Here is a 26,599-nt window from a genome sequence, read left to right as displayed (position 1 = left end):
TTAAACCTTAAACGTTAAACCCGCCCTCATGCCCATACTCTCAAAAGACGAAGCGAAGCAGATTATCGACAAGGTGCTGTCGTATGCGAAGGCCGACGAGACGAGTGCCAACCTGTCGGGGAGCCGCCGGGGTAACATCCGCTACGCCCGCAACGCCGTTTCGACCAGTGGCGAATCGGATAACCTGAGCCTGTCGGTGACGGCTGTTTTCGGTAAGAAAGCCGGTACGGCGACAATCAACGAGTTCGACGACGCGTCGCTGGAAAAGACCGTCCGGCGGGCCGAGGAAATCGCCCGACTAGCTCCCGAGAACCCCGAATACATGCCCATGCTGGGGCAACAATCGTATCTGGATACGAAGACATTTGCTGACAGCACCGCGAAGATCGACCCGGAGTTTCGGGCGCAGGCCACCTTCGACAGCATCGATCCCTGCCGCAAAAAGAACCTCACGGCCGCCGGATATATGGAAGACACGACCGGTTTTTCGTCCATCGGTAACAGCAAAGGACTATTTGGGTACAACAAAGCCACCAACGTTAATTTCTCGGTCACGGTCCGCACGGCCGACGGTACCGGATCCGGTTACGCCAGCCCCGACTTTACCGACGTTAGCAAGCTGAACACCCGCAGCACCACCGAGATTGCCATGCAGAAAGCCTTGGCATCGGTCAACGCGCGGGCACTCGAACCGGGTAAGTACACCGTCATTCTCGAACCCACAGCATCGGTTGAACTGCTACAAAACATGGTCCGCAGCATGGACGCCCGCAGCACCGACGAAGGCCGCTCATTCCTGAGCAAAAAAGGCGGAGGAAGTCGGCTGGGCGAAAAACTATTCGACGAGCGCGTCACGATCTACACCGATCCGCTGAACGCTGACCTGCCGCTATCGCCCTTCGGCGGTGGAGGAGGTGGCGGGGGCGGTCGCTTCGGTGGGGGTGGCGGCAACGACGGCGTCCCGCAGGAAAAAGTAACCTGGATCGAGAACGGCGTGGTCAAGAACGTACCGGCGTCGCGCTACTGGGCCGACAAAAAAGGTATCAAACCGATTCCCAACCCGGCGGGGTTCATCGTGCAGGGCGGCACGCAGTCGCTGCTCGACATGATCAAGGGTACCGAAAAAGGCATCCTCGTCACGCGTCTGTGGTACATCCGCGCCGTCGACCCGCAGACGCTGCTTTACACCGGCCTGACCCGCGACGGAACGTTCTACATCGAAAACGGGCAAATCAAATTCCCCGTCAAAAACTTCCGTTTTAACGAAAGTCCGGTCATCATGCTCAACAACCTCGAAGCGTTGGGCAAGCCCGTCCGGGCGGGCGGCAACCTGATTCCGCCGATGAAAATACGCGACTTTACGTTCACCAGTTTGTCAGATGCTGTCTAGTTTTCGGTTTAAGGTTTATGCCGGGCCGCCGGGCGGTTTAACGTTTAATGTTGTTCGGGACCTGAAAGAACATTAAACGTTAAACCGCCCGGCGGCCCGGCATAAACCTTAAACTAACACACAAACCCCCACCCACTTGGATCGTCGTCAGTTTATTCAGTTATCGGGTATGGGCGCGGGCAGTCTGATGCTGCCGTCGTTGCCCGCCTTTTCCCGCGCCGTCGCGCCTGAAGCCCTGCTGGAGCCGGGTCTGGATGTCTCGGTGAAAAAACGGCTGGCCGATGCCGCCCTCAATGCCGCCAAAAGCAAGGGGGCTACCTACGCCGACGTGCGTATTGGCCGCTATCTTAATCAATTCGTCATCACCCGCGAAGACAAGGTCGAAAACCTGATCAACACTGAGTCGTATGGCGTGGGGGTCCGGGTCATCGCCGATGGCTGCTGGGGCTTTGCCGCGCTTGTCGATGCCCGGTCGGAGACGGACATGGCGAAAGCGGCCGAGAAAGCCGTTTCCATCGCCAAGGCCAACGCCACCCTGATGAAAACGCCCGTTCAACTGGCTCCGCAGAAGGGCTTTGGCGAGGTGAGCTGGAAAGCGCCCATCAAGACTAACGCCTTCGAGGTACCGATCAAGGAGAAAGCGGATTTGTTACTGACGGCTAATTCAGCGGCCCTGAAAAACGGAGCCAACTTCGTCAACTCGCTGCTGTTCATGGTGAACGAGCAGAAGTACTTTGCCTCGACCGACGGCACTTACGCCGATCAGGACGTTCACCGGATCTGGCCTACGTTCACCGTCACGGCCATCGACCCCAAAACAGGTAAGTTTGAAACCCGGCAGGCCCTGAGCGCGCCGATGGGGATGAGCTACGATTACCTACAGGCCAACCCGACCGACAAAGTAACCGGTATCACGACCCGCTACAACATGGGCTACGACATACTGGAAGACATTACCGCTGCTGCCAAACAGGCCAGGCAGAAACTGTCGGCCAAGTCGGTCGAAGCGGGCAAGTACGATCTGGTCCTCGACCCCTCGCACACCTGGCTGACTATCCACGAATCGGTGGGTCACCCGCTGGAACTCGACCGCGTGCTGGGCTACGAAGCTAACTTCGCCGGTACGTCGTTCGCGACGCTCGACAAGTGGGAGTCGAAAAACTTCAACTACGGCAGCAAGCTCGTCAACTTCTTCGCCGACAAGACGCAGCCTAACTCGTTGGGTGCTGTCGGCTGGGACGATGAAGGTGTCGAAACCCAGCGTTGGGATCTGGTGAAAGACGGCATTCTGGTCAACTACCAGGCCATCCGCGATCAGGTCCATATCATCGGCGAAAACCATTCGCAGGGCTGCTGCTACGCCGACAACTGGAGTTCGGTGCAGTTTCAGCGCATGGCCAACGTGTCGCTGGCAGCGGGTAAGACACCCCTATCCGTAGCCGAGATGATCAAAGGTGTCGAGAAAGGCATTTACATCATCGGCGACGGCTCGTTCTCCATCGATCAGCAACGCTACAACTTCCAGTTTGGTGGACAGTTGTTCTACGAGATCAAAAACGGGCAGATCGTCGGGATGCTCAAAGACATAGCCTACCAATCGAACACGCAGGAGTTCTGGAATTCCTGCGTCGCCGTCTGCGATCAGCGCGACTTCCGGCTGGGTGGTGCGTTCTTCGACGGCAAAGGCCAGCCCCCGCAGTCAAACGCCGTTTCGCACGGCAGCTCGACCGCCCGCTTCAAAGGCATCAACGTCATCAACACCGCAAGGAAAATTTAACTCTTGGTTTAAAGTTTATGGTTCAACGTTTAAGGTTACTGACGCCAGCACGGTTAGCGCTAGTGACGTTAAACATTAAACCACAAACTTTAAACGTTGAACCTGCCCGCCCATGGCTATTCTCACTGAAGCGGAGGCTAAAGCCCTGCTAACCAAAGTACTGAGTTACTCGAAAGCCGACGAATGCGAAGTTAACCTCCTGAGCGAGGAACGCGGGAACCTCCGCTACGCCCGGAATGAGGTGTCGACCAGCGGATCGGTGACCAATAAAAACGTGGCCGTTCAATCGGCGTTCGGCAAAAAAGTCGGTGTAGCAACCATCGATGAATTTGACGACGCATCGCTGGAAAAAGCGGTCCGACGGTCGGAAGAGCTGGCCCGGCTGGCCCCCGAAAACCCGGAGTATGTGGGTCTACTCGGCCCGCAACAGTACCTGAAAACAACCGGCTTCTTCGACTCGACGGCCAGCATTTCATCGGTCGACCGGGCCGCTGCCGCTGGTAAAAGCCTGTCCCTGACCCGCGACACGAACCTGGTTGGCGCGGGCTTTCTGGAAGACAATTACGGGGTTCGGGCGATGATGAATTCGAAAGGATTATTTGCCTATTACCCCAGCACCAACGTCAATTTCTCGCTAACGGTCCGCACGCCAAACGGCAAAGGATCGGGCTACGTGACCCGTGGCTACAGCGACTTCACCAAACTCGACACGGCCTCCGCGACCCGCATCGCTATGCAGAAGGCGCAGGCATCGGCTGATGCGCGGGCACTCGAACCCGGCAAATACACCGTCATTCTCGAACCAACGGCGGGTTCGGTGCTGATCGAAAACATCTACGCCGACCTCGACGCCCGCTCGGCCGACGAGGGCCGCTCCTACTTCAGCAAGGCGGGCGGCAAATCGCGGCTGGGCGACAAAATCGTGGACGACCGGATAACGATCTACTCCGACCCGACCAATCCCGAGCTACCCGCATCCCCCTGGTCGGGCGACGGGCGGCCGCAGGAGAAAACGATGTGGATCGAGAAGGGCGTAGTCAAAAATCTGGCGTACAGCCGGTACTGGGCGCAAAAGACCGGCAAGAAAGCCACACCGTACCCCAGCAACCTGATTATGATGGGCGGCAACGCGTCGCTGGAGGAGATGATCCGAACGACGCCACGCGGCATCCTCGTCACCAAGCTTTGGTACATCCGCCCGGTCGACCCGCAAACCATGCTCTACACCGGCCTAACCCGCGACGGAACATTCTACATCGAAAATGGGCGGATCAAGTTTCCCATCAAAAATTTCCGCTTCAACGAGAGTCCGATCATCATGCTCAACAATCTGGACGCGCTGGGTAAGCCGGAGCGGACGGTCAGCACGGAAACGTTCAACAACCACCTGATTCCGCCGATGAAAATCCGGGAGTTCACCTTCACGAGCCTATCCGATGCAGTATAACTGGCGGTTCCGCCGGATTCGTCGTATCTTCATCGTGTACAACGAATAACCACCGCCATTCAAATCACCATGATAAATAGCCGCGTTCACGACCTTCTTGAAGCCCCTGATGCCAAACTCGTTATTGAGCGAGTGCAGGCTATACTGGCCGATGAAGCCCAGCGTCGCCGGGCGTTCCGGGAATGGCTGCGCGACGACGTAAAGGCCGAATTCATCAACGGCGACGTCATCATGCATTCCCCCGTAAAACGCCGGCATCTGGATGCTACCAAGTATCTGGAAAATCTGCTCCTGAACTTCGTTATGCTCAACGATCTGGGCGCTGTCGATTCGGAAAAGGCACTTGTCGGGCTGAGTCGTAACGATTACGAGCCAGATATCTGCTACTGGAACAAGGAAACGGCCAGTTCATTTGTGGACGACCAAATGGAGCACCCGGCCCCGGATCTGATTGTAGAAATCCTGTCGAAAAGCACTACGGGCCGTGATCGCGGAATCAAATTTGACGACTATGCCGCGCATGGTGTCGGCGAATACTGGATCATCGACCCCGTCCGGCAATCGGTTGAACAATATCGACTCGATGACGCGACGATGGCGTTTGCCGTGGCCAACATCCTGTATAACGACGACACACTGACGGCGTTGACCGTACCCGGATTCACGATTCCGGTTCGCGCCATCTTCGATCAGGCAACTAATCTGGCCACACTTAAATCATTGATGAATACGGCAAGCTGAGGAGCCTGTCACTTTTTCTGCCTACGTACAGCGAACCCGTTTGCGGGCCTTACTCAACAAACGACCTTGAAACCCTTTTTCTTCACCCGTATTCAATACACCTCCGGCGACTGGGACACCGACCAGCGGATGCCGTCGAACCTGATGCATTCGCTGGTGGAATACACGACGCTGCCCGTCGATCAGAAGGAAAAGGTGGTACAGTTGGGCAGTCCCGATCTGTTTAAAAGTCCGTTCTGCTACCTCAGCGGGCACAAGCTGGTCGAGTTTTCGGCGAAGGAACGCGACAACTTCAAACGATACGTGCAGAACGGCGGCTTCGTCTTCGTCGACGACTGCAACCACGACGTGGACGGCCTGTTTGCCAAGTCGTTCGAGCAGGAAATGGGACGCACGTTCGGCCCCAAAGCCCTGCAAAAAATCCCGAACGACCACCCGATCTACACCTGCTTTTTCAAGTTTACCGACGGCCCGCCCACGACGTCTTTCGAGCTGAACGGCTGGGGTGACGACCTCGTACACGATTACCTCAAGGCCATACTGATCAACGGTCGCATCGGGGTTTTGTACAGCAACAAAGACTACGGCTGCGAGTGGGATTACGACTTTCGGAACAAGCGTTTTCTGGCCGAAGACAATACCCGCTTCGGCGTCAATATCGTTACCTACGCCCTGACGGCGTAACCTGTTTCAGTACGCGTACATCAACATACAACCTGAAAAATTAGCTCGTTGGAAACCGCAGACAAAACCCATTACAAAACGCTGGTGGCGAAACTGCCGCAGCTACGGAACGAAATCGGCAAGGTCATCATCGGGCAGCAGGAAGCCATCAGCGAAGTGCTTATCGCCTTGCTGGCGGGGGGCATTGCCTGCTGGAAGGCGTACCCGGCCTGGCCAAAACGCTGATGGTCAAGACCATGTCCGACGCCTTGGCGATGCGCTTCAAACGCATCCAGTTTACGCCCGACCTGATGCCCGGCGATATTGTCGGGACGGAGATTCTGGAGGACGACCACGAGACGGGCCGCAAGGTGTTTGTCTTCAATCAGGGGCCTATTTTCGCCAACGTCGTGCTGGCCGATGAGATCAACCGGACGCCCCCCAAGACGCAGGCGGCCATGCTGGAAGCCATGCAGGAATACCGCGTGACCTACGGCGGTAACGACTACCCGCTGCCGAAGCCGTTCCTGATTATTGCCACGCAGAACCCCATCGAACAGGCCGGAACCTATCCCCTACCCGAAGCGCAGCTTGACCGCTTTCTGCTGTACATCAAACTCAGCTACCCCGCCGAACACGAGGAACTGAGCGTCCTGAAGAGCACGACCGGAACGGACCGCCCGCAGCTACAGACGGTGTTGTCGGACGAAGAAATCATCGATCTGCAACACCTGACCCGGCAGGTCCACATCAGCGACGACCTCATTGCAGGTATCAACCGACTGGTACGCGCCACCCGCCCCGACGGGTCGCCCTCGGCCTATGTGAAGCAGTGGAGTCAGTGGGGGGCCGGGCCGCGCGCGGGGCAGGCACTGGTGCTGTGCGCCAAGGCCCGCGCCGTACTAAACGAACGATTCTCGGTCATTCCCGACGATATTCAGACGCTGGCGTATCCGGTGTTGCGCCACCGCATCGCCCTCAATTTCCGCGCCGACGCCGAAGGCATCACCACCGACCATGTCATCCGGCAGCTACTGACGGACGTGAAGATTGGATAATAGTTTTCGGTATACAGTTTTCGGTCCGCTGGCAGCAGTCAATCGGGCAGCTGTAAACTGTATACTGGAAACCGTACACTATATACCTGTATGCTCACGACCGAACTCATCAAACTAAACAACCTGCAACTGGCCGGGAAACTGGTCAGCGACGAGTTGTTGCTGGGTATTCAGACGAGTCAGCGGTCTGGAATCGGGACGGAGTTCGAGCAGTTTCGACACTACGTTCCCGGCGACGACCCTAAACGCATCGACTGGAAGCTGTTCGCTAAATCGAATCAGTATCTGGTGCGGGAATCGGCCACGGAAAGCAACCAGCAGATACGATTCGTACTCGATCAGTCGGGGTCGATGAACTACGCTGAGAATGGGGTTAGCCGGTTGAATTACGCGAAGATTCTGCTGGCGTCGCTGGCGTATCTGGCCAATCGGCAAAGTGATCAGATCAGCTTGTACACGCTGCACGAGGGGGCAGTTCAGCCGGTCGTTCCAGCGGGTCGAAGTGCGTTGCAAAAGATCATCGCTACGCTCGAAGGCACGACCGCGTCGGGTAGCTGGCGCAGCACGGCCACGTCGTTTCCGGAGTTTAGTCGCAAGCAAAGCGAGATGCTGGTGCTGGCGTCTGATTTTTTGCAGGTCGACGACGAGTGGGTGAACCTGATTCAGCGCGTAGCCGGACCCCGGCGGGAGATCGTCATTTTTCAGTTGCTGGGCGATCAGGAACTGGATTTCTCGCTGCGCGGCTTCTACCGGTTTCAAGACCTCGAAACCGGTCAGGAACTGGAAATCGAAGCCGACGCCGTCCGCGACACCGTCCGGCAGCGAGCTACGGAGTACCTAAACCAACTAGACGAAAAGCTACGCATCCCGCACGTCAGGCTGATCCGCACCCGCCTGAGCGATCCAATCGCGCTAGTGCTGAAGCAGTTCTTATTGGGTTCGTAGTTCGTGGTTGGCTGACGCATATGGTGTAGCCTGGACCGGTCCGCCGGTGCGGTCCACGTCCGGGTGCCCGTCAGGGCAATTATTCATGGCGGCAGCTTTTTGGCCGCTTCGCGTCCACCCGGACGTGGACGTCCAGGCTACACGCACGCGCCAGCCACCGTGCGACGAACCGCGCCACGGTGGCTGGCGTAAACTGTAAACCTTAAACGTTAAACCACAAACCTTGAACCCTCAATGAACGAGCCATATATGCTGTGGGGCGCACTGGCGGTCGTTGTGCCGATTGCCATCCATTTCTGGCACCGGAAACAGGGGAAGCTGTTGCCCTGGGCGGCTACGCTGTGGCTCGAAGAAAAGCAACAACAGCAAAGTCGCGGCCTCCGGCTCGACAATGTATGGCTGATGCTGCTGCGCTGCCTGCTGGTCGTGTCGCTGGCGGTGTTACTGGCGCAGCCGGTAATGCACCTGTTCCAGAAACCGCCCGTCGTGCAGCCGGTCCACCTCGTTCAGCCGTCGGCGGCTGTGGTCGATAACTTCCGGTTCGAGTTAAGCGAAGCTATCAAACGCAACGAGCGCGTTGTCTGGGCCACCCCTGCCCTGTCGACTGTGTCATCGGCACTGACGCCCCCCGATCAGGCCGAATACAACCCGCTGACGCTGCAAACGGCCATCACGCAGCTAAGCACCCAACCTATCAACCTGCACCTGTACGCAACCAATACACCGACGCTGGCGACCGTACCAACCATCGCCGTACCCGATCGCTTTGCCCTGCATACCCTTGTCGATTCGAATCAGCAGCCCCGGCCGTTCCTACTGGTCAAGGACAACCGACGGCTGTACATCAACCGGGTGGGTAGGCTGGTCAGCACCGCCACGCCCGACGCGTCGGTGCGGCTGGCAACCGCGCCCGCCCACACCGGACCAATCCCGACGCTGGTTAGCTACCGGAATGAGCGGGAAAAACAAACGGTACGGGCGGCTCTCGCGGCCCTGACCGACGTGTACGGCATCGCTTTCCAGATCGACAACCGATCCTCGCCCGGCCGCGTGTACACCTGGGTGCTGACCGATCAGCTTCCCGCCCAACGCAGCACATCGACGCGGTACATTGTTTCGCCCGGACGCCAGCCTGTCAGCGCGGCCAACGTTATCTATACGAATGAAGTCCTGACGCCCACGACCTCGGAGCGGGTCGAAACGGGGCAGCTACCCGAATGGCTGGGTACGCAGTTGCTGGCGCAATTCGACCTGAACACGCCCCCGGCTCCGTTGACCCAACCAGAAATACGGGGCCTGTTCACGACCGGTCAGCCGACGCCGAAGCAGGCATCGACCAACTGGCAACAGGTCTTCTTCCTGGTTTTCGTGGGTCTGGTTATTCTCGAACGCGGCATCGCACTGACCAAAAACGCATGAACGAACTCAAACGGCTCATCTCGTCGGTTACGTACCAACTGTATGCCAACGCCCTGCTCGGTAGTCTGATGCTGGCGGGGGCGGGTTATCTACTGGTTGCGGCCTTCGTGCCGGTACCCCTCGCGTGGCCGCTGCTCGCCGGACTGGCGGGTTTCGGGCTGGGCGTCTATGTCAAACGGCTGTATCAGAACAAGAAGCCGCAGGCGATTCAACTCATTCACCAGTCTATCGGCGACACCGAATACAGTCTGCCCCTGCTGACCAAGCCGCACCTCAATCTGGCCGAAGAACTCCAGCTCGACCGGTTGAGTCAACGGGCACAGCACGTCCAACCACCGACGGTCGTGTGGGCAAACATGGTCCCGTATAGTCTGGCGCTGCTGGTCGGGCTGCTCGTCTACGGGCTGTATCCTCAATTGACCCGTCGTACGCAGTCTTCTCCTAACCGAACCACAGCGACGGTGTTGATTGACAGCACCACCCATCCCACCCCGGCCCCAACGTTTGTATCGGCGCAGGTACAAGTGCAGCCCCCTGCCTACACCAACCTGCCCGAAACTCGTTCGGCTAATCTGAACGCGTCGGGCATCGTGGGTTCCGTGTTGACGTGGACAGTGCGGTTCAACGATACCCGGCGGCTGGCGCTCCGGCTGGTCAACAGTCGCGGGCAGGAATTGTCGTTTCGGCTCACGGCTGACCGTTTTGCGTATCAGGATAAGCTAATCAACTCCGGTCTGTACGCGATAAAAGCGTACTGGCAATCAGACAGCAAACGCGATTCCGTCGTCTACCAATCGGACTTTTACCGGCTGGATGCCCGGCCCGATCTGGCACCCAAGATTGAACCGACAAGCAAAGAGCTGTACCGCTATCACTACCTCAAAGACCCAAAAACGCTAACCGTGGCTGCGCGCGTGTCCGACGATTTCGCCGTGTCGCAGGCATTTCTGGTAGCGACGATAGCGCGCGGATCGGGCGAGAATATCAAGTTTCGGGAAGTGAAGATGCCGCTCACGCCCACCAACTTCCGCGACGCCCGCCTGACCAAAACACTGGACTTACGCGCGCTGGACTTTGCCCCCGGCGACGAACTGTACTACTATTGGTCGGCTTTCGACAACCGCCGTCCTGACCCAAATTTCACGAAGTCGGACACCTATTTTCTGGTTTACAAAGACACGACAAAGGTCGACGACAGCGAACTAGCCACGATGGCGATGAACGTTATGCCCGACTATTTCCGTAGTCAGCGGCAGATTATCATCGACACCGAAAAGCTGATTGCCGGGCGTAAAAGAATGGCCCCGAAGGCCCTGAACAGTCAGTCGAACGAGATTGGCTTCGATCAGAAAGCCCTGCGGCTGCGCTACGGTCAGTTTCTGGGCGAGGAGTTTGAGAACAAAATCGGGGCCGACGGTGCGCCCCCGGGGGCAGGAGCTAAAGAAGGAAGTTCGCTAGAGTCAGTCGTAGAATCGTACACACACAAGCACGACGAGGGCGAACACGAACACACGGCTGCCCCGGCGCACAACCACGACGACGGACACAACCACGGCGGGGGTGGTCATGCCGACGAGAATCAGGACCCGCTGGCCGCACTGATCGCCCAATATACCCACAACCACGACGATGCCGAAACCAACACCTTCCACGAACAATCGACGCGGTCACTGCTGAAGATGGCCCTCGAAAATATGTGGCAGTCGGAATTGCAGTTGCGGCTCTACGAACCCGAAAAAGCCCTGCCCTACGAGCAGGAAGCCTTAAAATACCTCAAGCTGTCGCAGCAGAAAGCGCGTTCGTACGTCCGCAAAACCGGCTTCACTCCGCCCGAAACGAAGGAAAAAGAAACCCGGCTGACGGGCGAATTTAAGAACGTAACCAACGCGTTTACGCAGACTCGGCAGTATACTCAACAGCAGATTGGCGCGCTGGTAGCCGGGGTTCTGGGGGCGCTCGATCAGCCGTCGCTCAGCGTGTCGCAACGGCAGCAGGCCCGCCAACTGGGTAACGCGCTGGCCAGCCGGACCATCAACAGCGGCCTGGCCAACTGGTCGATACTGGCGACGCTTCAAAAGCTGGTGGGTGGCAAAACGCTGACCGATACTGAGAAAACAAGCCTGAAAACGAAACTCTACGCCCTTACCGGCGCGTCGGAACGCACGGGGCCGTCGTACGTCAGCGACCGGTCGCTGCGGCAGGCCTTCTGGCGACACGCCCGCTAACTTATGCAACTAACTCTCAACTGGGCCGACCCGCTTACCTGGTTTAGCCTGCTGGCGCTGGCCGTTCTGCTGATCGTGCAGGGCTGGCTAATTCTTCGTAACACGTCGCTTTCTGCCACCCGCAAATCGGTACGGCTGGGCCTGAACGGGCTGCTGTGGCTGGTGCTGCTGGCCTACCTGCTGCAACCCCGCTGGCCCGTCGCCAAACCCACTACGCAGGTGCTGCTGGTGGGCGACGACGTACCCACGTCGGTAGCCCGGCGCGTACAGGACAGCCTCAACCTGCCCGACCGATTTACCAGCCGAACGCTCACCGGCTCCTACGACTCCGTTACGCTGGTCGGCAATCGATTTCGGGTGGCAACGCTGGCGCGGTTGAGTGCGTCGGCCCTGCGGCAGGTACCTTACAGCGCACCCGACGAATTGGCACGACTGAGTTGGAAAGCCGTGTTGCGACAGGGTGAAATTCAGCGCGTAACGGGGCTGGTCAACGCATCGACAGCGCAGCCGTTGCGGCTTCGCTACGGAAACAAAACCCTCGACAGCCTGAATCTGCCCGCTGGTACGCAGCCGTTCGCGCTTCAGTTTCCGGCGTTTGCGCGGGGTAAAAGCAGTGTCGAACTAGTGCTGGGCGATAACGTGCTCGATACGCTCCGTTTTTTCAGCCGTCCCATCGCTCCACTGACAGTACATTTTCTGCTTACCAGCCCCGACGTGGAAAGCAAAACGCTGGCAAACTGGCTGGGTCGGCAGGGGCACACGGTAACGGTATCGGCCACGCTGTCTAAAGACATCAGCAGCAGCGTCAGCATCAACAAACCGACGACCAAAGCCGCCAAAACGCCCGATCTGCTCATCACCGAACCTGACAACGCGGGGAATCCACAGATTCGCAAAGCCGTGGCCGACGGGCGGGCGGTACTGTTCATCAACCTGACCAACCCCGACGTCGACAGCCGGACGATCAATCAGGCAACCGGTAGTCGCTGGCAGGTTCGCCGAACAGCTGCCGACCCACAGGCACCGATCAGCAACGGCCTGACCGCACTCCCCTACCGCTTCGCCGACAACCTTAGTCAATTTGCCGTAACCGGCTTCCCGGTCTTCGTACAGCAAACCGCCGGAACAACCCAGGCAGGACGCGTCGGTGTTAGTCTGTTGAGCGAAACATATCCCCTCGCGCTCAGTGGCGACAGCCTGACCTACGCCCGGCTGTGGACCGCCGTATTAGCCCGCCTGTCAGGACCGCAACCAGACGAAGTGCAGGTCGACGCACCGCTGATACAGGGGTTTCAGCAAACCGTCGTCATCAACAATCCCACCCGCCGACTACCCACCCTACGCGTCGGCCCCGACACGCTTCGCCTGACGGATTCTCCGCTGAACGCGCAATCGGCATCGGGGCGTGGGCTGTTTTCAACGGCGGGTTGGCAACCGGTGCAGGATTCCCTCGCCCTCTACGTCGACCCCGCCCGACCTGACGATCCATTGGCCAGCCGCGCCCTGACGGCTCGTTTTGTACTGGCACATCAGCAGTTCCAATCGACCGCCGTAGCCCCGGCTTCGCCACCGGCCGCGCAACTACCCGACTGGGCCTGGTTCGCGCTTATCCTGCTCTGTTTCACCGCACTCTGGCTAGAGCCTAAACTCGGCTGAGTGTAGCCTGGACCCCGAAGCGTCGGCCCGGCCACGTTCGGGTGGACGCGAAGCGGCCTGTTAGCATTCGCCTTGCATAGTTGCCCTGACGGGCACCCGAACCTAGCGCGGTGGCCGGTCCAGGCTACACGTTGTCGGCTACACCTTCCAGGTGTGGGCGGGCGCGCCAGCGACCAACAAAGCGACCAACCCTGAACCAATTGGCCTATCGCCCACCGGACGGGGTCCCGCGACGGCGGACCGGTCTGGGCTACACCACAGAAATTTTCTTCGGCAACAGTTGCGTCGCGTGATTTTTTATTCAACTTTGCAACACAAAGTACTTTTAATTTAATCGATATGCGCGACGATATTCTGCTGAATCTGGACAATCCCCGGCAACTGGAGCACCTGTATCGCACCGACAAACCGATGTTCAAAACTGCCTTCGAATCGCTGTACCCGCAGATGCAGGGCAGCGTACTGGCGGAAGCGTGGCATCAGCGACTAACGTACAGCCGCGACCTGTCGGGCTGGGGAGCCGCCCGTGACCGGACGTTTGTGCTGCTGGCATCGCTCATAGCGGCTTTTCTGGCTAAACTGCCCGCTCTGTTTTCGCTCGACAACGAGCGCTTCTATTCGCGCAACGTGGGCTTCATCGTCTTTCCGGTGCTGCTGATCTATTTCGCCCGGAAAACTAACGTTTCCCGCCGAACAGGCATCTGGCTGGCCGGGCTTGTCGGGTTGAGCGTGGTCTACATCAACCTGCTTCCCCAAAGCCGGACCAGCGACACGCTGGTTTTAGCCTGCCTGTATAGTCCGCTGTGGCTGTGGTCGCTGCTGGGGTTTGCGTTTGGCGGAGGTACGTTCGGGAAACGCGCCGACGGGCTGGGCTTTCTGCGCTACAACGGCGATCTGGCGGTGATGTCGGCGTTGCTGCTTATCGCTGGTGGGCTGACAAGCGCCCTGACGATCAATCTGTTCAGACTAATCGGCTGGAATATCGCTGACGCCTATTTCAACTACATCGTGGTCTGCGGGCTGGCGATGGTGCCTGTCGTGGCTACGTTTCTTACGCAAGTACAACCAACTTTGGTCGGGCTGGTGTCGCCGGTTATTGCGCGGCTTTTTACGCCGGTCGTGCTCGTCATACTGCTGATCTACCTCGTCGCGATGCTGGCATCGGGCAAAGACCCGTACCACGACCGGGAGTTCCTACTGTTGTTCAATGCCCTGCTAATCGGCGTGATGGCCCTGATTTTCTTTTCCCTCACCGGCACCAACGTCGAACGCCCCGGCCTGATTCAACTCCTGATTTTACTGCTGCTGTCAATCGTGACGGTGCTGATCAACAGTATCGCGTTGTCGGCTATCCTGTTCCGCATCAGTGAATGGGGCTTTACGCCCAACCGGACGGCGGTTCTGGGAAGCAACCTGCTGATACTGGCGCATCTGCTGGTTGTGGGCGTCCGGCTCTGGCAGACCATCGCCCGGCAAACGGATCTGTCGCGGGTCAATCGGGCAATGACCGTCTTTTTGCCCGCTTATAGCGTCTGGAGTGCTATTGTTACGTTTGTATTCCCCCTGCTGTTTGGGTTTAGGTGAGGGTCGGGTTTTCTGGCGAATCTGCTACTTTCGCGGATTCTATTCCCCCAAACGATACCTCCATGCAGTTACTTTCCACCATCCTGATTGCCCTCGTGGCGCTGGAGCATCTGTACATCCTCTGGCTGGAGATGTTTGCCTGGACCACCCGTGGCCGCCAGACGTTCAAATCACTACCAGCGGAACTGTTCGAGCCAACGAAAGCACTGGCTGCAAATCAGGGGCTGTACAATGGTTTTCTGGCGGCTGGGCTGATCTGGTCGCTGCTCATCACCGATCCGCAGTGGCACACCAACGTCGCTACGTTTTTTCTGGGCTGCGTAATCGTGGCGGGTGTCTACGGGGCGCTCACCGCCCAGCGATCCATCTTTTTTGTGCAGGCGCTACCAGCCCTGATTGCGTTGCTGTTCGTGCTGATTACCCATTCCGTTTAGGAACAGACCTTACCAGCGCGTGCTATCAACGTTACGATCAATGTCGAAAAACGAACTCTCTGCTAACGCATTTGCGGATACAAAACCGCACTACCACATACTCGACGGACTGCGTGGCATAGCGGCTCTGACCGTTGTCTGTTTTCACTTGTTCGAAGCGTTCGCAACCAGTCATTTAGACCAGAAAATCAATCACGGCTATCTGGCTGTCGATTTCTTTTTTATCCTGTCCGGATTTGTTGTTGGCTACGCTTACGACGACCGGTGGCAAACGATGACCATACAGGAATTTATCAAGCGTCGTTTCATTCGTTTGCACCCCATGGTCGTCATCGGGGCCATTATTGGGGCGGTCATGTTCTATTTTCAGGGCTGCGCCACCTGGGATGTCTCGGCAGTGTCTGTACCTATGCTGCTGATAGCGACCTGTATCAATGCCTGTCTGATTCCGGCAGCGCCCGGCTTTGAAATTCGTGGCGTTGGTGAGATGTTTCCGCTGAACGGCCCGACCTGGTCATTGCTCTTCGAATACATTGGTAATGTTCTGTATGCATTCATTCTACGTACACTTTCTACCGGCGCGCTCGCTCTTCTGGTAGTACTGGCGGGGGGCGGGTTAGCCGCATTCGCCATTTGGGGGCCGCTTGGCGATATATGCGTTGGCTTTGCCCTGACGGACGAAAACCTTATCGGCGGCTTCTTACGGCTGTTGTTTTCCTTCTCAGCAGGGCTACTGCTTGCTCGTCTGTTCAAGCCTGTCGACGTCAGGGGTATCTTCTGGATCGGTGGTCTGACTATCGTTGTTTTAGCCGCAATACCCCGAATCGGCGGTCCTGAAACGCTGTGGATGAATGGTTTGTACGACACGTTCTGCGTCGTCGTTGTGTTTCCCCTGCTCGTTTACCTGGGTGCTTCAGAAAAAACGACCTCTAGAACGACTATCCGGGCCTGCAAATTTCTAGGCGATATTTCTTACCCGCTCTACATGGTACATTACCCATTTATTTACCTGTACTATGCCTGGGTCAAGAACGAAAACCTCACCTTCGCGCAGTCGTTTCCCGGCGCGCTTACGCTCGTTATCGGCTCCGTGCTGTTGGCTTTTTTGTGCCTGAAATGGTACGATGAACCTGTGCGAAAATTACTGGCAAAACGGCTGCTGCGTAGCCAGAAGTAGGATTCGCCAGGTAGCTAACCACGCACCGTCAGGTAGCCAGTCCGTTACCTGACGGTGCTGTTTTTTAGGCCACCAGCGGCTTGCGGGAGCCGCGACGCAGGGCGGGCGCCACGTTGCGAAGTTCGTAGCCGATACCCTGCACCCGCGCCGTTTCCCGGTAGTCGTACAGCATGGTTTGGATATCGTGGTCGATGAAGGGCGATTTACTACCGTCGACAATGACCTGATCGCCGGGTTGCAGGTTACCGAGAGCTTCCTTGAGCTGCGGCTTGTTCAGAAACGATACGTCTTTCTCGAACATAATCAGCACACTCCGATTGTCGCGCACGACGCGGAACGTCCGTTCGGTATTGGTGTACAGTACGAAGCCAATGCCGAATACGGCCCCCAGCGCTACACCCAGCAGCAGGTCGGTAAAAACGATACCTGCGACGGTGACGATGAACGGCACGAACTGACTCCAGCCTTCGGCATAAATCGACCGGAAGATCGCGGGTTTGGCCAGTTTATAGCCGACCACGATCAGCAGCGCGGCCAGACACGCCAGCGGAATACGATTGAGCAGGGCCGTACCCAGCCCCACGGCTACCAGCAGCAGCACGCCGTGGGTTATGGCCGACACGCGGGTGCGCGACCCACCGTAGATGTTGGCCGACGTTCTGACAACCACCGACGTAACGGGCAACCCGCCCAGCAGCCCCGAAATAATATTGCCGATACCCTGCGCCTTTAACTCCTGATTGGTCGACGAAACGCGCCGGGCCGTGTCGAGCCGGTCGGAGGCTTCCAGATTGAGCAGTGTTTCCAGGCTCGCCACCATCGCAATCGTAGCCGCGACGCCGTAAATCTTCGCATCCCGCAGGACGCTGAAGTTGGGAAAATCAAGGACCGACGTCAGCGACTGCCCCCGCGTCAGTTGCGGCACCTGTACCATGTGCTGATGCGCCGTATCGCCCAGGTACCAGTCGGGCATCCAGTACGGAAACGACTCGTTGAGCAGCACACCCACGACAACGACCAGCAGTGCCGATGGAATATTTTTGAAAAACGAGCGTGTACTGCGCCCCGCCAGCCGGTCCCAGCCAATCAGTAACGCCAGCGACACCCCACTGATCAGCAGTGCTCCCGGACTCGCCGTAACGATGGCCCGGTAGATTTCCGAAATCGTATTTTCGCCGTCGGCCAGTTGCTGAAACTCAAACTCACCTTCGTAGTCATTGTCGCGGCCGAGCGCGTGGGGTATCTGCTTGAGAATGATAACAATACCGATGGCCGAGAGCATTCCCTTGATGACACTGTCGGGGAAAAAGCTGCTGAACCGACCCGCCCGGAGCAGCCCCAATATCAGTTGCATGACACCCGCCAGCACCACGGCCGCCAGAAATGCTTCGTAAGACCCTACTTTTGCGATAGAATCGGCCACGATGACGGCCAGCCCTGCCGCCGGGCCGCTGACGCTTACCTCCGACCCCGAAAAAAAGCCAACCACGATACCGCCGATGATACCAGCCAGTAAGCCGGAAAACAGCGGTGCGCCCGACGCCAGCGCAATACCCAGGCAGAGCGGCAGGGCGACGAGGAAAACCGATACCCCGGCGGGCAGGTCGTAGCGCAGCAGCGACAGCCGGTAGTTTGATAAAGTACGAAGTGGACTAATGCGTTGCATGTCAGTAAGATACAAGTTTTGGTGGGTATAGTCGACTCAACACTTGGTCGCCTACGCAGTAAAATTAAATCCAGATTAAGAGACATACTATTTTTACTACTATTCCCAGTGAAAATCCTATCCGAAACTGACCGACTATTCATCCAGCAGCACCTAACCGACGACGTTGCCGCGCTATTGCTACGGCCACATTCGGCCGGGTCCGACGTGCGGGTGCTGGCGGCTCAGATCGCGGCCCGGCAAAAAGCCCGGTCCAAACTCCCGGCCTGGTACGCCAATGCCAGCCTGGTGTTTCCGCCTGCCCTGTCGGTTGAACAGGCGTCGTCGGAAGCCACGGCGCAGTACAAGGCATCGCTGGTGAGCGGGGGGCAACTGCTCGATCTGACGGGTGGTATGGGGGTCGACACCTGGGCTTTCGCGGGCAGCGTGGGTTCGGTCGTGTATGTCGAGCGCAACGCCGAACTGGTGGAACTGGCCGCCTACAATCTGGCCCAACTGGGCGCAACCAACGTACAGGTCGAGACGGGCGACGGGCTGGTTTTTCTGGATACGCTGACCGAACCTGCTGACTGGATTTACCTGGACCCACACCGGCGCGACGAGCGGGGTGGTAAGGTCGTATTGCTGGATGAATACGAGCCCAACGTGCTGACGTTGCTGTCTCAACTGGCGCAGAAAAGCCGGAAGCTATTGCTGAAAGTATCGCCCATGATCGACCTAAAACAAACGATCCGGCAGCTTGGTCCAGCGGAGATCCACATCGTAGCGGTACAGGGCGAAGTCAAAGAGGTGCTGCTTATCGTCGATCATACCACGCCACCGACCACCGACCCCACGTTCGTAGCCGTCAACCGACTGGCCACTCACGATGAGACGCTGCGATTTACGCTGACCGACGAGGAGCAGGCAATTGCCCCGTTCGGTGATCCGCAGGCTTACCTCTACGAACCCAACGCGGCCGTACTGAAAGCGGGGGCGTTCCGGCTGCTCGCCAGTCGGTTTGGATTAACCAAACTGGCACCAAATAGTCATTTGTACACCAGTGAGCAATTGGTGTCGGGCGTGCCGGGCCGGGCGTTTCGGGTGGACCAGCTCGTAAAGCCCGATCGCAAGTCACTGCAAGCTGTGTTGCCCGGTTTGAAGGCAAATCTGGCCGTACGCAACTTTCCGCAAACGGTGGCCGAATTACGCAGGAAGCTCAGCCTGCGCGACGGGGGCGACGCGTATCTGTTCGCCACGACCCTGCTGAACGGCGACAAACGATTGATTATTACCCACAAAGTCGATAAGTCGACGGAACCCCAGCCGGTTGATTCTGCGTTGGCTATCGATTAAGTCACCACCTTCGTTGAGGCACTTTACTCATCAGCATGCAAGCAACCACCGAACGTACTGATCTCCCCGCCCGGACGAGCGAGAAGTTTGAACACCTCTGGCATCTGGTCGGCAATACGCCCATGCTCGAACTGTTCTACACCGACCGGGGGCACCGCGCTCGCTCTACGTCAAGTGCGAGCACTACAATCTGACGGGCAGCATGAAAGACCGGATGGCACTGCACGTGCTGCATCAGGCTTATCAGCAGGGGCATATTCAGCCGGGCAACCGCATTGTGGAAGCGACCAGCGGCAGTTCGGGCATTGCGTTTGCCGCCGTGGGGCGCGCACTCGGTCACCCCGTTACGATCATCATGCCCGCCGGTATCAGTCAGGAGCGGATCGATATTATCCGCAGTCTGGGGGCCGACATTGTCTTGTTCACTAAAGAGGAAGGCGGTTTTCTGGGGGCCATTCGCCGGTCAGAAGAGTTGGCCGCCAGCGACCCGACGGTATTTCTGCCGCGCCAGTTTGCCAATCAGTACAACGCCGAAGCCCACCGCCTGACGACGGGCAAGGAAATCTGGCTGCAACTGCAAAGCGTCGACATTACGCCTGATGCGTTCGTGGCGGGCGTCGGAACGGGCGGCACGGTGATGGGTGTGGGTCGTTACCTCAAATCGCGCCGGGCTGACATTCGGATTCACCCGCTCGAACCGGCTGAGTCGCCGACGCTGTCGGTGGGTTACAAGACCGGTACGCACCGGATTCAGGGCTTTTTCGATGAGTTTATTCCCGACATTCTCAAACTGGGCGAACTTGACAAGGTAGTGCAGGCCAGCGACGGCGACTCGATTCTGATGGCGCAGCAACTGGCGATTCACCTCGGTCTGGCGGTGGGCATTTCATCGGGAGCCAACCTGATCGGGGCGATCAACCTGCAACGCGAGATGGGGCCAGATGCCCGCGTCGTAACGATTCTGTGCGACAGCAACAAGAAGTACCTGAGCACCGATCTGGTGAAGGCCGAACCGATTAAACCCGGCTACGTCTCGCCCGACATTCAGTTTACCGATTACCGCCCTATCAGCCGACTGACCATGAACCGGCCGGGCGTCTTTTAGTACTGTTTCAACTCAAACTAACCACCGCTATGCGCAACTACCTGTTTTTATTGCTCTGCGCCCTACCCGGCGCGTTACTGGCTCAGACCGTTTATTCGGGCGAAAGCACCATTGACAAAACAAAAGCGCAGGGCCTGTTTCTGACCGTACCCGGCGACGGTCGGCAGATCGAAAAAGACTGGGAAAATCAGCTAAAAAGCTACGGACGGCTCACCTCGTCGCGGGGTACGTACCGCGTCACGAACGCGGATGTTAAAGACGTGTCGTCAGAGCCAATCAACCTGATGAGTACGGTCAAAACGTCGCGCAACCAGGCCACGATCTTTGTGGCGTATGATCTGGGGGGCGGCAACTTCGTCACGACCGGAGCGCCGGGGTACTCAGCGGCCGAAAGCATGCTGAAAACGTTCGCCAGCCAGAGCCAGTACAATCAGGAGGTACGCACGGCGGAGGGCGGGTTCAACGACGCGCAGCAGACCCATCAGAAATCGGTCCGGGCGGGGGAACGGCTGCAACGCGACATTGAGCAGAACGGCAAGGAAAAGGAGCGGCTGCTGAAACGGCTGGACGAAAACGCCAAACAGCTCGAACAACTCACAAAGGACGTGGAAATAAACAAAACCGAGCAGGCCAGCGCTCTCACCGAACTCGAAAACCGCAAAACAAACGTCGAAGCGGTAAAGGCAAAGAAGCCGTAAGACCCATTTGTACTACACGGGCCTACCGTTTACAGCCATCGTGCAACGAAGTGCTGTAAACGGTAGGCCCAGAACTGATTGTTAGAACAACTTCTCCTGGGGTGGTTTGGCACCAGCCAGCCGAATGTACACCGTCGTTTGCCCGCGGTGGTGCGTCTGATGCTCAAACGCTTTGGCAAGGGCCGTTGCCTTCGTCATCTCGAAGCGGCCGAACAGTTTCGTTTGCTCCGCCAGTTGCGCGGGCGTCATTTTCTTCACCCCGTCAATAACGAAATCGTAACTGGCCAGCACCAGTTTGGTGATGTTAGCCTTCGATTTGTCGGTCGTCGCTTTTTCCAGTTCGCCCATGCCATCGGGACTTTTCTGGCCGGTGGCTCCCGCTCCAAATCCGTAGTTGGCACCAGCCAGGTGAAGCATCTGTTCGGCGAAGGACCGCATCTCCGGTGTGGGCTTGAGCGCGTAACCCGCTTCGGGCATCGCGTCCAGGTATTCTTTGGTGTAGGCTTTGGCCCGCTCCCACTCTTTTACTGTCTCGTCCGTGGTCTGCGCCTGTGCAAACTGAACGAAGCCCAACAGCAGGGCAATCATCGAAATAAGGGTAGTTTTCTTCATAGTCGATTGGTTGGTTACACAGCAGCAAAGGTGCGGGGTAATTTCGACGCTGGCAACCTGCCCTATCCACAGAACCGCCGACGTAGCACAGACAAAGATTCCAGGCAAACGATGTGAGTGGTTTGGGACAGTCTTTCAACAAGAAAGATTACCCCTATCGAACGACGCCGTTTTACCGGGCGTTTTTCGTATGTTCGTAAGCAAACAGCAACGCTATGATTCAGACAACATCGGCGGCACTTCCACATACACTCGACCAGTTTCTCGACTGGGAACCGACGGACGGTTTTAAATACGAGTGGAACGACGGGGAACTGATCCGATTTTCAGGCATGAAGAAAAAGCAATACTACATCTACGACGTACTCAACACCCTTTTCATCGAGAAGGGGTATTATACGATTGGTACGCTCATGGCTGAACCCGATGTCATGCTGACAACCATTCAGATGCGTCGGCCTGATATTGCTTATTTTACCAAAGATCAAATACAGGCTGGCCGAAACGGCGAAGACGTTATTCCGGCATTCGTCATTGAAGTTATTTCGGAAAGCGATCTGGCCTATCGAATCGAAGAAAAGATTGCGGAGTACTTCAAAGCAGGCGTACAGGTCGTCTGGAGCATTCTACCCGAACACGAGGTCGTGTACGTCTACACGTCCCGCAAGCAAGTCACGATCTGCCTCGACTACGATTTTTGTATGGCTAGCCCCGTTCTCCCCGACTTCACTATCAGCGTCAACACACTGTTTGCACCTTCTGTACCAGCCAGTTAAGATGGTTTAAGGTTTGTGGTTCAATGTTTAACGTTAGCTACACGGCTCGCGGCAGCCAACGTTAAACATTGAACTGTAAACCTTAAACTACTCCTTAAAAAACACCCGTTTGACGCGCTCGCTGACGCCGGTCAGGATTTCGTAGGGGATGGTGCCGATTTGCTTCGCCAGGCCGCTGATGGGCTGGTCGGGGCCGAAGATGACGGCATCATCGCCAGCTACGACCGGCACATTCGTCGCGTCGACCATCGTCATGTCCATGCAGACGTTGCCGACCGTGGGGCAGCGATGCCCGTTGATCCAGACCGCGCCGACGCCGTTCCCCAGCCGCCGGTCGAAGCCGTCGGCGTACCCGATGGCGATAGTGGCAATCTGCGCCGTATGGTTGAGCTGCCCGCTGCGGCTGTACCCCACCGACTCCCCTACCGGAATGGTCTTCACCTGACTTACCACCGTTTTGAGGGTTCCGACCGGCCGCACTGCCGACGACTCAATGCCGCTCGACTCAACGCCGTACAGACCGATACCCAGCCGGACCATATCGAGCCGAAAATTCGGAAAACGTACGATCCCCGCCGAATTGAGCAGGTGGCGCGTCGGGAGGTAGCCGAGTCCGGTTTGGAGCGCGTCCGTACAGCGGATAAACGTGTCGTACTGCTGCGTTGAGAAGTTGTTGAACTGCGCTTCGTCGGCCCCGGCGAGGTGGCTGAATACGGTTTCTACGTGCAATGTAGGGTGCGCCGTCAGGTAATCGATCAGGGCGGGCAGTTCGCTTTCCAAGAAGCCCAACCGGTGCATACCCGTATCAATTTTCAGGTGAATCGGCGGTACGTCACCCTTACTTTCTCCGGCAAAACGCCCCCAGTCGGTCAGTAGCGACTGACTGTAGAGTTCGGGCTGTAGCTGGTAATCGAGTAGCACCGGGAAGGTTTCGGGCGACGGGTTCATCACCATAATCGGCAGCGTCACGCCGTTTTGCCGGAGTGTCACGCCCTCGTCGGCGTAGGCCACGGCCAGGTAATCGACGCGGTGGTATTGCAGCAGCTGCGCCACTTCGGCACTCCCGCTACCGTAGGCAAACGCCTTGACCATCACCATGATTTTCGTGGCCGGACCAACCTTTTCCCGGTAGTAGTTGAGGTTGTGCGTCAGCGCGTCGAGGTCAATTTCAAGCCGGGTGCCGTGTACTTTGCGTTGCAGCCGGTTGACGATCTGCTCGAACGCATACGTCCGCGCGCCCTTTACCAGCACCACGCTTTCGTGCACCCGATCGACCGGAAACTCGGCCAGCCACTGCGCCGTCGATTCGTAGAACAGGCTGTCGGGCGGGAACAGATCGCGGTGGCGACTCAAGACGGGACCGACGCCCACAAACAAACTGATTTCGGCGTTGTGCACCTGATCGGCAATCTGCGCGTACAGGTCGTCGTCGGGCAGGCCCGATTGCAGCACGTCCGACAGAATCAGCACGCGCCGGTCGCGGCTCCGCTGCTGATTCATAAACCGCAGCGCCAGTTGCAGCCCGGCGAGGTCGTTGCTGTACGAATCGTCGATCAACACGCTGTTGCCGATACCTTCTTTCTGTTCCAGCCGCATCGACACCGGGCGCAACCGTTTCAGCCGCCGGTCGAGGGTCGAGGCCGTCAGCGGATGAATCGTTTGTACCGCCACCAGACAGTGCAGCAGGTTTTCGACCGATGCCGCATCCGTAAATGGAACATCTACCTCAATCGCAGGGCGTTCGACCTTGACCGCCGTCAGGGTCAGCCGGGTGCCGGTCAGCGTAGCGCGGTAGGTCGCGTCGTTGCCATTGAGCGACCAGGTTACGAGCCGGATGCCGGGATTTACGGCTTTGAGCAGCATCCTGACCTCGTCGGCAACGTCAGTCTGATCGGCGCAGTAAATCAGCGTGTCGGCATGGACGAACAGGCGCAGTTTTTCGGCAATCTTCTGTTTCCGACTCCGAAACCCTTCGTCGTGCGCCGGGCCGATGTTAGTAAAAATGCCGATGGTCGGCTGAATAATCGGCTCCAGCGTCTGCATCTCGTGGGGCCGCGAAATGCCCGCTTCAAAGATGCCCAGCGTATGGCGCTCGCCCAGTTCGCGCACCGACAGCGGCACGCCCAGCTGCGAGTTGTAGCTGCGCGGGCTTTTGGCAATCACGTAGTCGTCGGCCAGCAGCTGCGCCAGCCATTCCTTCACGATGGTCTTGCCGTTGCTGCCCGTAATGCCGATGACGGGCAGCGGAAACAAGCGCCGGTGCTCGGTGGCCAGTTGCTGCAACAGTGTCAGACTGCTGTCGACTTCAATAAATTCCGCATCGGCGTAACGCGTCAGTTCGGCGCGTCGGTCGGGTGTCAGCGCACTGCGTTCGATCACAAACTGCCGGACACCCCGGTCATAGAGGTTGCCGATGAACGCGTGGCCGTCGTGGTGTTCCCCCCGAATGGCAAAGAACACTGATTGGCTATTGTCGCCGGTAGCCTGCCGGGAATCGGTCAGCCAGCGCGGACGGATGTGTTGGGTTGAAAGGGTAGTCATAAACAGGACGCGTCGCTACATCCAGCCGCGCCGTTTGAAATAAATTACTTCGCCGATGGCGATAAGGATCATCAGCCCCCAGACGTAGAAATACCCGTGCGGGGACTTCAGTTCGGGCATAAACTCGAAATTCATCCCGTAAACACCCACGATAAACGTCAGTGGAATGAAAATCGCCGAGACGATGGTCAGCGTTTTCATCACGGTGTTCATGCGGTTGTTCACGATGGAGTAGTACACGTCCATCAGTCCCGACACGCCTTCCCGGTACGCGTCGAGCGTTTCGAGGGTCTGGTTGATGTGGTCGGCCAGGTCGCGCAGGTACGGTATCGTCGTCGGTTTTATCAGTTCCGAGTCTTCGCGCAGCAGCGCCCCCACGATGTCGCGCGTGGGGTTCACAACCCGGCGCATGTGGGCCAGCTCGCGCTTGAGGTTGTACAGTTCGGTTAGGGTCTGCTGCCCGGCCCGCTCCTTCACGATCACCTCCTCCAGCTTATCCATACGCTCGCCAATGTACTCGGTCAGCACCAGGTAATGGTCGACAATCAGGTCCAGCAGGGCGTAGAGCAGGTAATCGGGGCCGCTGCGCCGGGTCTTGCCCGCCGACGCCTTAATCCGGTCGATCACCGGCTCGAAAATATCCTTTGTACGCTCTTCCTGAAACGATACCAGAAAATTACGGCCCAGCACCAGACTGACGTGCTCCATGTCGACATCTGGCTGCGCCCGGTGGTGGTGCAGCATCTTCAACGTCACGAAGATCACCGGCCCGCTCCCCGGCATCGGGCTCGGGCTGGTATCGGTCATCTCATCGTAGAAGTCGATTTTGGGTTTCTGGTCCGTATTGACGACGTCTTCCAGCAGCAGCGGGTGGAGGTGATACCGCTGCCCGATACCCGACACCACCTGCGGTTCGTGAATCCCATCGACGTCGACCCAGTGAATAACCGGCGCCTGCTCGTCGGGGGGCTGGCACTGACTGAGCTTGCTGTTGTCATCGATATGATACGTATCCGTATTGTAATCGATGCGTTTGATTCGGGTCGCGTGCTGAATATCGTCGCCAACGTAAGTCAGCGTACCGGGCGAGGTGCCGAGCGTTTTCTCGGCCGAACGCATACGTCGGCGTTTGGTCATAAAGCGGACAGACGGTCAGTGGATGGTCTGCTCACAAAGATACGTCGAACACAGGGATAGGGGGCGAACCACGTGCAATTCACCCCAACGACCACCGGGCAAGACGGCCTTACCCCGCCATTACCTAAGTAATAAAAATAGTTTTACCCTAGTCACCCGATAGAAATGTTTACTGATTATCAATGTATAAAACTCCACCTCATCTTGTAACAA

Annotated in this window: 21 protein-coding genes and 1 pseudogene; 18 read left to right on the top strand and 4 right to left on the bottom strand. The window is 57.7% G+C overall.

What is annotated here, in order from left to right; translation table 11 throughout:
* Positions 1-28 precede the first annotated feature (28 nt).
* From HH216_RS16420 to HH216_RS16360, 13 genes and pseudogenes are all read left to right on the top strand, one after another.
* Positions 29-1,390, top strand: coding sequence for a TldD/PmbA family protein (locus HH216_RS16420; RefSeq protein WP_169551784.1), 1,362 nt, complete (start codon positions 29-31; stop codon positions 1,388-1,390).
* A 136-nt stretch (positions 1,391-1,526) separates the two neighbouring features.
* Complete coding sequence (locus HH216_RS16415) at positions 1,527-3,167, top strand: TldD/PmbA family protein (RefSeq protein ID WP_169551783.1); 1,641 nt, start codon at positions 1,527-1,529, stop codon at positions 3,165-3,167.
* A 112-nt stretch (positions 3,168-3,279) separates the two neighbouring features.
* Positions 3,280-4,614: a TldD/PmbA family protein gene (locus HH216_RS16410; RefSeq protein ID WP_169551782.1), complete on the top strand. Its 1,335-nt coding sequence runs from the start codon at positions 3,280-3,282 to the stop codon at positions 4,612-4,614.
* Between the two features lie 69 nt (positions 4,615-4,683).
* On the top strand, positions 4,684-5,355 hold the full coding sequence (locus HH216_RS16405) for a Uma2 family endonuclease (RefSeq protein WP_169551781.1): 672 nt from the start codon (positions 4,684-4,686) through the stop codon (positions 5,353-5,355).
* A gap of 66 nt (positions 5,356-5,421) precedes the next feature.
* Entirely contained in the window at positions 5,422-6,039 is a 618-nt protein-coding gene (locus tag HH216_RS16400; RefSeq protein ID WP_169551780.1) for a DUF4159 domain-containing protein, read from the top strand.
* Positions 6,040-6,087: 48 nt separating this feature from the next.
* Positions 6,088-7,076 (top strand): annotated as a pseudogene (locus tag HH216_RS16395) (AAA family ATPase).
* Between the two features lie 90 nt (positions 7,077-7,166).
* Positions 7,167-8,021 carry a DUF58 domain-containing protein gene (locus tag HH216_RS16390; RefSeq protein ID WP_169551779.1) on the top strand — a complete coding sequence of 285 codons (855 nt, stop codon included), beginning with the start codon at positions 7,167-7,169 and terminating at the stop codon, positions 8,019-8,021.
* A gap of 234 nt (positions 8,022-8,255) precedes the next feature.
* Positions 8,256-9,440: a BatA domain-containing protein gene (locus HH216_RS16385; protein WP_169551778.1), complete on the top strand. Its 1,185-nt coding sequence runs from the start codon at positions 8,256-8,258 to the stop codon at positions 9,438-9,440.
* Positions 9,437-11,665 carry a hypothetical protein gene (locus tag HH216_RS16380; protein WP_169551777.1) on the top strand — a complete coding sequence of 743 codons (2,229 nt, stop codon included), beginning with the start codon at positions 9,437-9,439 and terminating at the stop codon, positions 11,663-11,665. The genes HH216_RS16385 and HH216_RS16380 overlap by 4 nt, the downstream gene beginning before the upstream one ends.
* 3 nt (positions 11,666-11,668) lie before the next feature.
* Positions 11,669-13,321 carry a hypothetical protein gene (locus HH216_RS16375; protein ID WP_169551776.1) on the top strand — a complete coding sequence of 551 codons (1,653 nt, stop codon included), beginning with the start codon at positions 11,669-11,671 and terminating at the stop codon, positions 13,319-13,321.
* 339 nt (positions 13,322-13,660) lie between these two features.
* Complete coding sequence (locus HH216_RS16370; RefSeq protein WP_169551775.1) at positions 13,661-14,905, top strand: hypothetical protein; 1,245 nt, start codon at positions 13,661-13,663, stop codon at positions 14,903-14,905.
* Between the two features lie 62 nt (positions 14,906-14,967).
* Positions 14,968-15,339 carry a DUF1304 domain-containing protein gene (locus HH216_RS16365; RefSeq protein ID WP_169551774.1) on the top strand — a complete coding sequence of 124 codons (372 nt, stop codon included), beginning with the start codon at positions 14,968-14,970 and terminating at the stop codon, positions 15,337-15,339.
* Positions 15,340-15,379: 40 nt separating this feature from the next.
* Positions 15,380-16,516 (top strand): acyltransferase family protein, encoded by a 1,137-nt coding sequence (locus tag HH216_RS16360; protein WP_169551773.1) that lies wholly within the window; start codon positions 15,380-15,382, stop codon positions 16,514-16,516.
* 64 nt (positions 16,517-16,580) lie between these two features.
* Here HH216_RS16360 and HH216_RS16355 read toward each other — a convergent pair whose 3' ends face one another.
* Entirely contained in the window at positions 16,581-18,182 is a 1,602-nt protein-coding gene (locus HH216_RS16355; protein WP_169551772.1) for a SulP family inorganic anion transporter, read from the bottom strand.
* 108 nt (positions 18,183-18,290) lie between these two features.
* Here HH216_RS16355 and HH216_RS16350 point away from each other — a divergent pair, with 108 nt between their 5' ends.
* Genes HH216_RS16350 through HH216_RS16340 form a run of 4 tightly spaced genes read left to right on the top strand, consistent with a single transcriptional unit; the run spans position 18,291 to position 21,320 of the window.
* The gene (locus HH216_RS16350; RefSeq protein ID WP_169551771.1) at positions 18,291-19,517 is read left to right on the top strand and encodes a THUMP-like domain-containing protein; all 1,227 of its coding nucleotides are present in this window, start codon (positions 18,291-18,293) and stop codon (positions 19,515-19,517) included.
* A gap of 35 nt (positions 19,518-19,552) precedes the next feature.
* Positions 19,553-19,711: a hypothetical protein gene (locus tag HH216_RS26070; protein WP_254448467.1), complete on the top strand. Its 159-nt coding sequence runs from the start codon at positions 19,553-19,555 to the stop codon at positions 19,709-19,711.
* A complete protein-coding gene (locus HH216_RS16345; protein WP_254448838.1) occupies positions 19,708-20,622 on the top strand; it encodes a PLP-dependent cysteine synthase family protein in 915 nt (304 codons plus the stop codon). The genes HH216_RS26070 and HH216_RS16345 overlap by 4 nt, the downstream gene beginning before the upstream one ends.
* Before the next feature lie 29 nt (positions 20,623-20,651).
* Entirely contained in the window at positions 20,652-21,320 is a 669-nt protein-coding gene (locus HH216_RS16340; protein WP_169551770.1) for a hypothetical protein, read from the top strand.
* A gap of 81 nt (positions 21,321-21,401) precedes the next feature.
* On the opposite strand, the gene HH216_RS16335 is transcribed toward HH216_RS16340, so the two are convergent.
* Positions 21,402-21,932, bottom strand: coding sequence for a DinB family protein (locus tag HH216_RS16335; RefSeq protein ID WP_169551769.1), 531 nt, complete (start codon positions 21,930-21,932; stop codon positions 21,402-21,404).
* A 215-nt stretch (positions 21,933-22,147) separates the two neighbouring features.
* On the opposite strand from HH216_RS16335, the gene HH216_RS16330 reads away from it, so the two are divergent.
* A complete protein-coding gene (locus tag HH216_RS16330; RefSeq protein ID WP_169551768.1) occupies positions 22,148-22,708 on the top strand; it encodes a Uma2 family endonuclease in 561 nt (186 codons plus the stop codon).
* Positions 22,709-22,795: 87 nt separating this feature from the next.
* On the opposite strand, the gene HH216_RS16325 is transcribed toward HH216_RS16330, so the two are convergent.
* Both HH216_RS16325 and corA read right to left on the bottom strand, forming a co-directional pair.
* Positions 22,796-25,249 carry a bifunctional UDP-N-acetylmuramoyl-tripeptide:D-alanyl-D-alanine ligase/alanine racemase gene (locus HH216_RS16325; RefSeq protein ID WP_169551767.1) on the bottom strand — a complete coding sequence of 818 codons (2,454 nt, stop codon included), beginning with the start codon at positions 25,247-25,249 and terminating at the stop codon, positions 22,796-22,798.
* 15 nt (positions 25,250-25,264) lie between these two features.
* Positions 25,265-26,386: a magnesium/cobalt transporter CorA gene (corA, locus tag HH216_RS16320; protein ID WP_169551766.1), complete on the bottom strand. Its 1,122-nt coding sequence runs from the start codon at positions 26,384-26,386 to the stop codon at positions 25,265-25,267.
* Positions 26,387-26,599 lie beyond the last annotated feature (213 nt).

This window comes from Spirosoma rhododendri (genome assembly GCF_012849055.1).
GTDB lineage: Bacteria > Bacteroidota > Bacteroidia > Cytophagales > Spirosomataceae > Spirosoma > Spirosoma rhododendri.
This window is presented reverse-complemented; position numbering and strand designations above follow the sequence as displayed.